Here is a 12,890-nt window from a genome sequence, read left to right on the forward strand (position 1 = left end):
GGATCTGCGGTTGTCGTTGCACTTGCTGTTGCTGTTGCTGTTGCACTTGCTGTTGCTGTTGCTGTTGCTGTTGCACTTGCTGTTGCTGTTGCCTGTCCTTTTGGTTGTCATCCCGTAGGGATCTGCTGTTATTGTTCCTGGCCCCCAAGCACCACTCTCAGAACGTGCACCCCTACCTCCTCCACTCCGGCCATCTCCTCCTTCCCACCTTCGGTGTCCTCGCCGCGGTCGGACTCATGGCTGCTCTCTCCCTAAGCCTCCGCACTGCCTCCATCGTCTCCCTCAACCCCGATAGACTCTGGGACGCCGGCCTCTTCACCCTCCTCTCCGGCTTCGCCCTCTCCCGCATCCTCCTCATCGCCGGCAATCTCCACAACTTCCTCGCCTACCCCATCCTCCTCTTGATGGTCCCCTCCCTCACCCCGTCCGGCATCCTCCTCACCCTCCTCGCAACCCTGATCTACCTCTGTCTTCGCCACCTTCCCCTCCTCGACACGCTCGACGCCTGGGCCCCATGCGCCACCCTCCTCTGGGCCTTCCTCGCCCTCGGCCATCTCGCCGAAGGCAGCGACGCCGGCCTCCCCACCGCTCTCCCTTGGGGTCTGCGCATCCCACCGAGCCAAATCCATCTCCACCCAGTCCCGCTCTACGCCGCCATCATGGCCGCAGTCCTCACGCTCCTCCTCTTCAAGCAACTCCCGCATCGCCGCCAGCCCGGAAACACCTTCGCCCTCGCCCTCGCCGCAACCGGTCTCATTCAGTTCCTCCTCACCTTCTTCCGCCAGCCCTACCCCTATACCGCATCCACCTTCGCCCTCCTCGACCCCATCCAGTGGATCGCTCTCGGTATGATTGCTACAGCAGGCCTCCTCGCGCTGCTGCCAAGAAAGCTGGTCACCTATGCCGTCTAAGAACATGCTCCCCAAGGGCCAGCGCCGCCACACCGTAAAACCCGAGTACCGCGCCACCCGCGGCGTAGAAGAGCTCCCACCGCCCCCCGTTCCCGTCCTCGAATTCGACGAACCCGAAGAAGACTCCGACGCACCGGCCATCCGCACCTTCGTAGCCGACCCCGCCGCCGCCAACCTCCGCCTCGATCTCTACCTCGCCCAGGCCCTCCCCGACATCAGCCGTGCCCGCGTCCAGCTCCTCATCGAATCCGGTCAGGTCCGCGTCGACGGCCAACCCGCCAAGACCAAGCAAAAACTCCACGGCGGCGAGTCCATCGAGATCGAAGGCTCCCCGCGCCCCGAGCCTCTCCACGCCGTTCCCGAGGACATTCCCCTTCACATCCTCCACGAAGACAAGTACCTCGCCGTCATCAACAAGCCCGCGGGCATGATGGTCCACGCAGGCTCTGGCGCGACCGATGACGCCCGCAATCGCGGCACCCTCGTCAACGCTCTCCTCTTCCACTTCGCAAAGCTCTCCGACGTCGGCGGTGACCTCCGCCCCGGCATCGTCCACCGCCTCGACAAGCTCACCAGCGGCCTCATCCTCGTCGCCAAAGACGACAGCACCCACCGCAAACTCGGCGACATGTTCTCCCGCCGCCAGGTCACCAAGACCTACCTGGCGCTCCTCCACGGCCACCTCAAAAAAGACGACGCCACCGTCAACCTTCCCATCGCCCGCGATCTCATCCGCCGCACCCGCATGACCACACGCCGCGGTATCTCCGATCCAGCCGCCCGCACCGCCGTCTCCCACTTCCACGTCGTCGAGCGCATCACTACCCCCTACGGCCCCTTCACCCTCGTCGAGGTCCGCATCGAAACCGGCCGCACCCACCAGATCCGCGTCCACGCCCAGTCCCTCGGTCACCCGGTCGTCGGCGACACTCTCTACGGCGCCCCGCACCTCATCCCAGGCCTCGATCCTGCCCTGAACCTCGAGCGAAACTTCCTCCACGCCGCCCATCTCTCCTTCGCCCACCCGCAGACCGGCAAGCCAATGGATCTTGAAGCTCCGCTCCCCACTGAACTCGAGACGTTTTTGCAAGCAATTCGCGCCAATTCGTCTTCTATTGAGTAGAATCATCCGAGTGACCGCAACCCTACGAATGAACCGCCTCCCCGTGTCGAAAGCCCCGATCTTCCTGCTCTCTCTTCTACTCGCCGGCGTGCCCCTTCGTGCCCAGATCTCGTCACCGCCCGCCGCGACGCCCGCCGTAGCCCCGGCACTCCCTCAGGCACAAACTCCCACGCCCGCGCAGACCCCCACCCCAGCCGCCGGCCAGTCCAATCAGCAGGGAAGCCCGCAGGTGAATGAGCCCGTCACCACCCTCCAGGTCCAGGTCAACGAAGTCAATCTCATCTTCACCGTCACCGACAAGCACGGCAAGTTCATCACCGGCCTCAAGCGCGAAAACTTCGGTCTCCTCGACGATGGCCGTCCTCCCCTCGCCGTCCTCCGCTTCACCCAGCAGACCAATCTACCCCTGCGCGTCGGCATCATGCTCGACACCTCCAGCTCCATCCGTCAGCGCTTCCAGTTCGAGCAGGACTCCGCCATCGAGTTCCTCCTCCAGATCCTCCACCTCAACGACCGCGCCTTCGTCGAGGGCTTCGACATCGAAACCGACGTCGCCCAGGACTTCACCAACAACGTCGACCTCCTCAACCAGGGCATCCGCAAGCTGCGTCCCGGCGGCGGTACCGCCCTCTTCGACGCTCTCTACAAGACCTGCAAAGATGAGATGCTTCCGCTCCAGGAGACCGGAGCCGTCCGCCGCGCCCTCATCCTCGTCTCCGACGGTGACGACAACTACTCCCGCGTCCAGGAGTCCGACGCCATCAAGATGTGCCAGCGCGCCGACACCATCGTCTACACCATCAGCACCAACATCAGCCCCAGCAAAGACAAGGGCGACGACGTCCTCAAGGCCATCTCCGACGCTACTGGCGGCCAGGCCTTCTACCCGGTCAAGCTTGAAGACGTAGCCATCGGCTTCCGCAACATCGAAGAAGAGCTCCGCAGTCAGTACCACCTCGTCTACCGTCCCGCCGACCTCAAGATGGACGGCTCCTTCCGCACCATCTACCTCCAGGCCAACGACCCCCGCTACAAGGTCCGCGCGCAAAAGGGCTACTTCTCCCCCCGCCCACCCCAGTAATCGCACCCACTGCTCTTCCCATCGTCGCGTGTCCCTGTCGTTGCGCTGTCGCTGTTGTTGCCTGTCCTTGCCGTTGACTGTCCCTGTTGTTGCCTGTCCTTTTGTTGTCATCCCGTAGGGATCTGCGGTTGTCCTTGTTGTTGCCGGTCCCTGTTGTTGCCTGTCCTTGTTGTTGCCTATCGCCGTTGCCCGCCCTTTTGTTGTCATCCCGCAGGGATCTGCTTTTCCCCCACCACCGCCTCCAACTTGCACCCATCCGCCAAATAGGCAAATAATGCATTCAGCGGAGAACTCCCCGCAAAAATCCGGGTCCAATCAATCAGGGAGACATCCATGAAACTGCGTCCCGTCCTCTTCGCCTTAGCCCTCTCCGCCGCTGTCGCCATCGCGCAGCCTCCAGCCGGCCCGCCGCCGCCCCCGCCGTTCGACATCCAGGGCGCGCTCATGAACCTGGCCGACCAGCCCGCCACCCACACCTCCTTCAGCTTCGACCGCTCCGAGCTCCAACTCGCCCAGAACCTGCTCGCCTCGAACGGCCTGGACGCGAACCACGCCGCCGCCGCCCTCAACGGCATCTCGGTCGATAACTATCGCTACCCCCGCCCGGCCTTCTACACCCCCGAGACCATGGGAGCCATCATCGCCTCCTACAACGCCGCCGGCTGGAAGCACCTCGTCAACGCCAACCAGAATCCCGCCAACACCGCACAGCCCCGCAACACCGTCACCGATCTCTGGCTGCACTATGCCGGGGCCGACATCACCGGCGTCACCGTCCTCAACCGCTCCCCCCGCGACATGAGCGTCATCCAGATCTCCTGCGAGCTGCGCCCCCTCGACCTCGTTCATCTCAGCGGCCACTTCGGCATCCCCAAGGTCGACCCCAACGCCGTCATGGTTCCCGCCGCTCCAGGCCGCTAACCGCACAATCGTAGCCTCGTGCTGCGAAAACTTCAGCAGCCTTGCCCTGACGGCTTCTCGCCATCTGGGAAGAATACGAGCCATCTCCTGCTTCGAAACCTCTGGACTAAGTGAAGGTATACGTAAGGTTACAGATAATTATTATTTTTAAAATACGCCGATCCCTGTAACGTTTCGCTCTCCCCCTACTCCCATACAGCACACGCCTTCTGAGGCCCAACACAACGCGAACCGATGTGTGCGGTTTAGAGAAGGCAGGAGAACCAAATGTCAATTGACGTTCGCACCAGTCCCTTCCTCAAAGAGGAAGAAAGTAGAAGTGCGGCAAAATTGCGCCGCATCGCCTCCCCCCGAACCGTCGTTATGCTCAGCACGTTAGCTCTTGGAGCTTGGTCCTCCCCCTTCACCCTGGCACAAGCCGCTCCTCAAGCCCCGGCCCCTGTCATCGCTGCACCCGTCTCTCCGGAAGTCCTAAGTCTGCATGCTTCGGTAAAACGAGCCGTCGCCAAGCCCAATGCGAACGCAGCCGCTGCCTTCTCTGCGGCCGCTGCCTCTTCAGGCTTCAACACTGATCAGGGTCCTGGCCCCGGAGCCATCGGTCCCGGCCCGGGCTGCGACCTCTTTCCTGCCCCCGCCAGTACCGGTGCTGCGGTAGGTCTGTCCTACTTTGGGCCCTCCCCCTCCTCTGTCAACTCCAGCTTAGTCGGTCCCGTGCAACTGCTCAACTCAGGGACCGTTGACGACCAGAACGCCACCGTCACCCTGCCGCTTTACAAAGGGACACTCAAAGGCACCAACAAGACCGTTTGGTACATCCTGACCGACGTCTCCGATCAGGGAGTAGCCAATGAGCTTGGTCTGAACTACTCCGCCAAGCTCAGCTTCGCAGCAAACGGAGCACGCACCGGAACCCTCGATAAAGAGGGAAATATCGTCTTCGACAAGGGAACTGTTGACTACTCCCCGGTACGCAAGATCGTTCCCGGTCCCACCGGCTCCGAATTCCCACCGAAGTCCTTTGCTCCCGGTGCCATTGGCGACAAAAACTACAGCCCCTACGTCAGACTCACCAACGCCGGCGGCGTCATCTATAACGCACCTATGATCGCCTTTGACGTTGATGCTTCCAAGATCAACTTCCCCAACGGCAACGTCGACTACTCTATCGTCCACGATGAGGTCGTAGCCATCGATCCCATCAAGATGACCGTCACCATCAATCTCATCAACGGCTTCAGCTTCGGCCGCCCCGTCTGGTACATCTCCATGGACTCCAGCCAGGAGCTACCCGCAGCCATCGAGCACAATACCTACGCCCCGCTCATGGCAAGCCTGCAGCTTGGTGACGATGACAGCTTCGGCAGCCCCATCGAGCGAATCTTCATCGCCACGAACGGACCGGAGTCCGGACAATGCAACAACCCCCTTCGTCAGGGACTCGACCCCGATCTGAACGACGGCCACAGACCCAACAACGTCCTCGGCGGTATTCCAACTATCGCTCTCGACTACAGCCCTGCCTGGGACGCTCAGCTCTACGAGTGGACCCAAAGCGCAATCGATAAGGGATTCCGTGGCCAGATGCGCGAGGAGTTCCAGATCCTTACCTTCGTTCAGGACGGTCTGATCACCGCACCCGGCGGTGCCGCATTCGGCAGCTCGGGCTTCGCGATCAACTGCCCTATCGTTCAACGACTCGACTAACACCGCAGCCCTCCCCCGTCACAGCGCTCGTCAAGGTACAACTCGTACCTTGGCGAGCATTGCACTTTAAAACATCCGCATACTGACTCGACTCCAACCCTTTCACCGGCTGTAGAAAGACGGCCGGTGCGTTATCGCGTCTCAGTCTTCCTGCGCCAAACTCCGGTCCCCGGAGACAACCCACCACCGCCACTCCAGAACGCTCCGGCTTCCACATCGGAACCTTCCGTGCCAGCAGCCTCGAAACCATCGCCGTCAGCGACGTGGAGCCCCACCGCCTCTCCGATCTCTTCAACCTGCTCGAACGAGTCCAGACACAGACCGCCCCGTCCCCAATGGACTAACAACGGCTCTTCGCTAATCATGTCAAGCCCCGACGCAGGCCAAACCCACGCCAATCGCTCACATTCGCATGGCGTATCAGTTAGGCTCGGCTTCTACAATTAAGAAGGTGATAGAAAATGGCCTTGGCATCCGCCCGGGCTCTTCATTTTGAGAGGGAGGGAAAGATGTAACCCATTCATTCTAAATATTTTGTGCGTAAAATATCTGGAATCAATATTTTGCAGACAGCTATTGTCCGCAGGTCTATGATTCCATTCAGTTTACGTCCAAAATACCCTGGAGGAGGGAGGGGGTACTCTTCGAAAGGTACTCGGAGGCCTAAAACCCGTACTGCTCCACCCGCCGCAGCAGATCGAGCTTCCGCTCCGGCGGCAAGAAGCTGGCCTCCACCGCATTCGCCGCCAGCTCCCGCATCTGCTCCAGCGAAAACTCGAACCGGCTCTGCACCAGCACATACTCCTCCAGCAGGTTGCTCCCGAACATCGGGGGATCGTCCGAATTGATCGTCACCATCAGCCCCGACTCGAAGTAAAGCTTCACCGGATGCTCGTCAAAGCTCTTGCAGCATCCCGTACGGATATTGCTGGTCACATTCAGCTCCAGCGGAATCTGCCGCTCCGCCAGAATCTCCAGCAACTCCGCGTCATGCTGCGCAGAGAGAGCATGCCCCACACGCTCCGCGCCGATATTAATCGCCGCCCAGATGCTCTCCGGCCCGATCGTCTCCCCCGCATGAGCCGTTAGCCGCAGGCCCGCCGCCTTCGCCTCCGCATACGAGTCGCGAAACAGGTCCGCACCCCCCCGCGCCTCATCCCCGCCGATACCAATCCCTATAATGCTCGGATAGATTCTGCGCAGCTCGGCCGCCTTGCGAAACACCTTCACGGCCTCCTCCGCCCCAAAGTGCCGCACCGCATCGATCAGCCAATACACCGTAGTCCCAAAGTCCTTCTCGCCCCGCACCCGCCCACGCTCGATAGCCTCGACATAGGGCTCCACCTCGGCATTCTTCCAGTAGAAGATAATCCCGAACGAGATATACACCTCGGCATGGACCACCCCCTGCGCCGCCAGATCCCGAATCATGTTGTAAGTAATCAGTTCATAGTCATCCGGCCCCTTCAAACGCGCCGAAACCGCCTTGAACGAGTCCATGAAGCCCAGAAAATTTTCATACACGTAAAGCTTCTTCGCCGCCTCTGCCGTCAGCGGCTCCGCATCGTGCCGCTGGCTCAACTCCAGCAGCGTATCCAGCTGAATGGTTCCTTCGAGATGCAGATGCAGCTCAACCTTCGGCAGCCTGCGCAGCCACTCCACCACATCGATCTCTGCATCCTGTTTGGTCTGCTTCCGGGCCATCTCTCTATCTTAGCTGCTCTTAGATCTTGTCCTGACCGTCGGTTACGTAAAACTCACTCCGCTTACGGCTGTACACCAGGTACACGAAGAGTCCGATGACCAGCCATACGAAGAAGCGAAGCCACGTCTTTGCAGGCAGTCCAGCCATCAGCAGCACGCAGAACAGCACGCTGAGCACCGGAATCACCGGCCCGAACGGAACCCGGAAGCCGCGATGCCGCTCCGGCTCCTTGTACCGCAGCACAATCACGCCGATCGACACCAGGACGAACGCAAACAGCGTCCCGATATTCGACATCTCCGCGAACGTGCCCACGTCAAACAGCCCCGCTGGAATCGCCACCAGGAATCCAGCCACCCATGTCGCAAACGCCGGCGTCCGGAACTTCGGATGCACCCTGCTGAAGACATCCGGCAGCAGCCGGTCGCGGGACATCGCAAACCAGACCCGGGCCTGCCCCAACTGGAACACCAGGATCGACGAGATCATGCCCACCAGCGCGCCGATCAGGACCGCCAGCTGTACCCAGTGCAAACGCTCGCCACCGGGCCCCATCGAGACCCGCTTCAGCGCATTCACCACCGGCGCCGCATCTCCCGCAATCGACTGCCATGGCACCAACCCGGTTAGCACCACGGCCACACCGATATAAAGGATCGTACATACGATCAGGGTGGCCATAATCGCAATGGGTACGTTCCGCTGCGCATCCTTGCACTCTTCGCTCGCCGTTGAGACGGAGTCGAAGCCGATGTATGTGAAGAAGATGATGGATCCGCCCGCCAACACGCCCGACCAGCCATTAGGCGAAAAGGGATGATAGTTCGCCGGATGAATAAAGCTGAGGCCGAAGAACACGAACAACAGAATGGCTGCGATCTTCACCAGCACCATGATGTTGTTCGTCCGTGCCGATTCGCGAATGCCCCGGACCAGCACCACCGTCAACAGCAATACGATCAGAAACGCCGGAATGTTGAACCCGGAGTGCCACCCCGCTCCATAGATATCTTTACCCTGCAGATCCTGCAGGCCGAGAGGCAGGTAGGCAGGCGAGAGCCATTTGGGCGACAGCGAAAGCCCCATCCAATCCAGTAGCGCCACCACATGCGCGGCGAATCCGACGCTCACGCTCATATTGCTGAAGGCATATTCGAGGATCAGGTCCCAGCCGATGATCCAAGCCACCAGCTCGCCCAGGGTCGCATAGGTGTACGTATACGCAGAGCCCGCGATGGGAATCATCGACGCCAGCTCCGCATAGCAAAGACCCGTCAAAGCGCAGACGATAGCAACCAGGATCAGCGAGATCGCCAGCGCCGGGCCTGCTCCGGGTCGTCCTGCGACCGCCCCATGATGCAGCAATAGATCGACGACAGGGGAGTCTGCCCAGGACGATAGGGAAGCGGGATTGCCGCCAATAGCAACACCGATGACGGTGAAGATGCCCGATCCGATGACAGCGCCAATCCCCAGCGCAGTCAACGAGACCGGACCCAGCGTCTTCTTCAACGCGTGCTCCGGCCGCTCCGATTCAGAGATCAGCTTATCGATCGACTTAGTTGCAAAGATTTGCCTGGCCAGCGCGCGCGCTCCTGCTTACAGATGGAATGGTGCGGGGCGTTTCCGACTACACAATGCGATTTCAGAAGACTTTATTTGCAGATCGGAGCCGCACGGCAACATTACCAGAGCGGCCCGTCAGACGATCAACTACCGCTTGCTCTGACCGCGAGCAGCCTTCTTGACCTTCTGTTTGTTCTCGCCGCGGGCGCCGACGCGCGGACCCTTCGCTGGTGCGGCTTTGCGTGCTGCGCGCTTTACCTTCTTGCGCTCCTGGGTATCGGTGATGCTCTTGGTATTTGCCATGTCTCTTGCCAATCTTTCTATAAATGCGATTTTCAGATCTTAGAGGCGCTCCAGCTGGGCAAACTTCTCCACCAGCTTCTTCACGCCGTGCTGTTGAAATTGTACTGTAATCTTCGCATCATCCCCATCGCCTTCGCGACGAAACACAGTTCCTTCGCCATACTTCGGATGCCGAACCCGCGATCCCTGCCTCAAACCTGTCTTTCCGGTCTGCTCCTGGACCTCCAGCTTCGGTCGCGAGATCTTCTGGCCTCGCGCCGCAAAGAAGTTGGCAATGTTGTCGATCGACTGTCCCGGTGCCGCAGTCTTCCCTGCGTAGCCTGCCCGATTATTCACTCCCGGAAGCCCTGAAGGTCGCGTGGGCCGCTCGCCGCTTTGGTCCTCGTCCTCATAACTGTAGTGCCGCTCGCCCTCTTCGGCACCCGCGCGTCCAAACCTCTTCGCCTTAGGGTAAGGCGTCGCATACGCCCCCCCATAACCCGAGCCATACTCCGATCCTGAAAACTGCGTTCGTGCCGGCGGACTCCCAAGATCCTCCACCAACCGGCTAGGAACCTCCTCCAGAAAACGCGAAGCGATGCTTGACTCCGGCATATCGCTCCCGTATCGCCGACGGTATCTCGCTCGCGTCATCACCAGCGTATCCATCGCCCGCGTCATGCCCACGTAGCAAAGGCGCCGTTCTTCCTCGAGTCCCGTCGGGTCGGTCAACGTCCGCGAGTGCGGAAACAGACCCTCCTCCATGCCTGTGAGAAACACCAGCGGAAACTCCAGCCCCTTGGCTGCATGCAACGTCATCAGCGTCACTCTGGCCTCTTCGCTGTAGCTATCAGCATCGCTCACCAGCGCCGCGTGATCCAGAAACTCATGCAGAGTCTCCCCACGCTCCTGCGCATCCTGCGCGGCATTCGCCAACTCCTTCAGGTTCTCTATCCGAGAGAAAGACTCCGGAGTAGCCTCCTCCTCCAGCGCGCGAATGTATCCACTACGGTCGTTCAGAAACTTGATCAACTCCGGTAGCGTGGCCGCATCTCCCGGTTTGCGAAACGCTGGCTTTTCCTCTTCCATCTTGATGGCAGCAGCCCTCTCCATCATCGTCCCGGCGGACTTCTTCAACACCACCGGCGCAAACGGATTGAAGCTCGCTGCATCAATGCCATGCGCTTCATCCGAGTCCGAAGTATTCTCAGCCGCAATCGTTGAGATCTCTTCACTTGGCCCGAAGTCAAATCCAAAGTTGAAGCTCGTATCAAAAGAGCTGTTCGCGCCAGTGTCTTCTTGCTCAGGAGCAGCACCAGCCTCTCCAAACCCGAACGAGACATCCGCATCTTCATCGTCTCCACCCGCGGAGAGAAGGGAAGCATCATCCCCCTCCTGGCCCTCCGCCAGATTTTCGGTCAGCTCCTCCGCAAACCCCGGCCCCAGCATCGCCCGCGCATCCTCAATCAAACGCCTGAATCCACTCAGAGCTTGCAGCGCGCGTGCAGGCAGCAGCTTGTCTTCTATCGCGCGTGCAATCGCATCCCACGTGCTCATCCCGCTCGACAACGCCATGCGTTCGAGCGTTTCCATCGTCGTCTTCCCGATGCCACGAGGCGGCGAGTTCACCACGCGCCCCAGCGCGACCGAGTCGTGCACATTCTGCACCAGCTTGAGGTAGCTCAGAATGTCCTTCACCTCGGCACGATCATAGAAGCTGAATCCGCCCACCATGTGGTACTGAATCTGATAGCGGCGCAACGCCTCTTCCACCAGTCGCGACTGAGAGTTCGTTCTGTACAGAACCGCGCAGCGAGGAAGATCCGCCTGCCCTCCCGCCTCCCGCAGATAGCGCTGCACCCGGTCCGCGATGAACAACGCCTCGTTCTCGCCATCCGGCGCCTCGTAGTAGCCAATCAGGCTTCCACCCTCACGCGTCGTAAACAGGTTCTTACCCTTGCGCTGCGTATTCTGCGCCACCACTGCGCCCGCGCCCTCCAGAATCATCTGCGTCGAGCGATAGTTCTGCTCCAGGCGAATCGTCTTCGTCTTGGGAAAGTCCTTCTCAAACTCCAGGATGTTCTTGATATCCGCGCCGCGCCAGCTATAGATCGACTGATCCTCATCGCCAACAACGCAGACGTTCGCCTCAGGTCCAGCCAGCAGCTTCATCAACTCGTACTGCGGCTTGTTGGTGTCCTGGTACTCATCGATCAAAAGATATCTGTAACGCCGGTTGTATCTTTCTCTGGTCTCTGCAGAGGTCTTCAGCAGCCGCACTGTCTCCAGAAGCAGGTCGTCGAAGTCCAGCGCATTCGCCTTGAACAGCTCCCTCTTGTAGATCTCGAAGATGTGAGCGATCTTCTCTTCCATCGGGTTCGTGCTCGCAAGAAAGTACTCCTGAGGATCAATCATGTGGTTCTTCGCCCATGAGATTCGTCCCAGCGCCACCCTGGGCTTCAGCGACTTGTCATCGATTCCCAACCGCTTCAGTGCTTGCTTCACCACCGCCTGCTGGTCGGTCTCATCGTAGATCGCAAAAGTCCTGGTCAGCCCCACGCCTCCCACCTTCAGCGCTTCGATATCGCGCCGCAACACCCGTACGCAGAAGCTGTGAAACGTAGCCAGCGTCGGCTTCGCAAGGCTGCTGTGTCCCAGAATCTTCTCGACGCGTTCCGCCATCTCTTTAGCCGCTTTATTGGTGAAGGTCACCGCGAGAATGGCATCCGCCGGCACACCTCGCTCCTCAATCAGGTAGGCGATGCGATGCGTAATCACGCGTGTCTTGCCTGATCCAGCACCAGCCAGCAGCAGCACTGGTCCGTCCACTGACCGGATGCCGTCCTGCTGTTGCGGATTCATATTTTCTAAAAGTCGACTCAAACTGCGCACTCTCCAATCTCTATTTTAAGCTCTTTCCCTCTGCATCCGAATTTGAGCCTGGAAAGCCGCCAAAAGCTCACATCGCCGTCCATTTGCGAACAACGTGTCCGTTCGTGAACAGGCATCGAAACAATTAACTTCTACGCAACAATGACGACGAAAATTCCGCAGCTTTCGTGGAACAAACGCAACCTGCCCTGCGTAAATCAATCAACGACGGGCTCCCTGATCCATGGCAGAGAACTTCAGTCGAATTTATGAAGTACTTGGAGCGTTACATGACACGTCAGAATCTCTTCACCCTCGTAGTTGTTGCATCCTCTCTTCTCACAGCACCTGCGATCTACGCATCGCCGGTCAGCATCTCGTCTCCCGTTCACGCCATGTTTGGCAAGACCAAGACCAACTCCGTCAAATTCAACCTTCGCAACGATACCGCAGCTTCCCTTGAAGTCTTGATCGGCGACAAGCCCATGACGCTCGAGCCTGGCAAGCTGGTCAATGTCGATGTTCCCGTTGGAACCCGCATCGTTGCCAACTCTGCAACTCCAAACCACGCTGTAGGATCGCTAATCGAAGAAGTCATCAAGGAGCACAGCGGCGCCACCATCGCGATTCGCTAGAACGCGATTCAAAGATCGTCAAACTGAGTCGAACCTTGAAACAGCCCTCCCTAAAGGGCCGCCCGCACTCAATCAAACTGCGGTCGGCCTT

Annotated in this window: 11 protein-coding genes; 6 read left to right on the plus strand and 5 right to left on the minus strand. The window is 59.7% G+C overall.

Features of this window, described 5'->3' with window-relative positions; genetic code table 11:
- Positions 1-131 precede the first annotated feature (131 nt).
- From GSQ94_RS02420 to GSQ94_RS02440, 5 genes are all read left to right on the plus strand, one after another.
- Complete coding sequence (locus GSQ94_RS02420) at positions 132-911, plus strand: prolipoprotein diacylglyceryl transferase (RefSeq protein ID WP_158941724.1); 780 nt, start codon at positions 132-134, stop codon at positions 909-911.
- Entirely contained in the window at positions 901-2,034 is a 1,134-nt protein-coding gene (locus GSQ94_RS02425) for an RluA family pseudouridine synthase (protein ID WP_158941725.1), read from the plus strand. The genes GSQ94_RS02420 and GSQ94_RS02425 overlap by 11 nt, the downstream gene beginning before the upstream one ends.
- Positions 2,035-2,077: 43 nt before the next feature.
- Entirely contained in the window at positions 2,078-3,115 is a 1,038-nt protein-coding gene (locus GSQ94_RS02430; RefSeq protein WP_254063566.1) for a VWA domain-containing protein, read from the plus strand.
- 333 nt (positions 3,116-3,448) lie between these two features.
- The gene (locus tag GSQ94_RS02435; RefSeq protein ID WP_158941726.1) at positions 3,449-4,036 is read left to right on the plus strand and encodes a hypothetical protein; all 588 of its coding nucleotides are present in this window, start codon (positions 3,449-3,451) and stop codon (positions 4,034-4,036) included.
- Positions 4,037-4,303: 267 nt separating this feature from the next.
- A complete protein-coding gene (locus tag GSQ94_RS02440; protein WP_158941727.1) occupies positions 4,304-5,740 on the plus strand; it encodes a hypothetical protein in 1,437 nt (478 codons plus the stop codon).
- Positions 5,741-5,871: 131 nt separating this feature from the next.
- Here GSQ94_RS02440 and GSQ94_RS02445 read toward each other — a convergent pair whose 3' ends face one another.
- The 5 genes from GSQ94_RS02445 to GSQ94_RS02460 all read right to left on the minus strand — a co-directional run bounded on the left by GSQ94_RS02445 (position 5,872) and on the right by GSQ94_RS02460 (position 12,155).
- Complete coding sequence (locus GSQ94_RS02445; protein ID WP_158941728.1) at positions 5,872-6,105, minus strand: hypothetical protein; 234 nt, start codon at positions 6,103-6,105, stop codon at positions 5,872-5,874.
- Positions 6,106-6,403: 298 nt separating this feature from the next.
- A complete protein-coding gene (gene add, locus GSQ94_RS02450; protein ID WP_158941729.1) occupies positions 6,404-7,444 on the minus strand; it encodes an adenosine deaminase in 1,041 nt (346 codons plus the stop codon).
- 19 nt (positions 7,445-7,463) lie between these two features.
- Complete coding sequence (locus GSQ94_RS02455) at positions 7,464-8,957, minus strand: amino acid permease (RefSeq protein ID WP_254063568.1); 1,494 nt, start codon at positions 8,955-8,957, stop codon at positions 7,464-7,466.
- A 201-nt stretch (positions 8,958-9,158) separates the two neighbouring features.
- Positions 9,159-9,314: a hypothetical protein gene (locus GSQ94_RS20950; RefSeq protein WP_174240869.1), complete on the minus strand. Its 156-nt coding sequence runs from the start codon at positions 9,312-9,314 to the stop codon at positions 9,159-9,161.
- Positions 9,315-9,353: 39 nt separating this feature from the next.
- Positions 9,354-12,155 (minus strand): ATP-dependent helicase, encoded by a 2,802-nt coding sequence (locus GSQ94_RS02460; RefSeq protein WP_158941841.1) that lies wholly within the window; start codon positions 12,153-12,155, stop codon positions 9,354-9,356.
- 299 nt (positions 12,156-12,454) lie between these two features.
- Between GSQ94_RS02460 and GSQ94_RS02465 the strand changes: the two genes are divergently transcribed.
- Complete coding sequence (locus GSQ94_RS02465; protein WP_158941730.1) at positions 12,455-12,799, plus strand: hypothetical protein; 345 nt, start codon at positions 12,455-12,457, stop codon at positions 12,797-12,799.
- Positions 12,800-12,890: the final 91 nt, after the last annotated feature.

It is taken from the genome of Granulicella sp. S190, assembly GCF_009766095.1.
In the GTDB taxonomy this organism is placed as follows: Bacteria; Acidobacteriota; Terriglobia; order Terriglobales; family Acidobacteriaceae; genus Edaphobacter.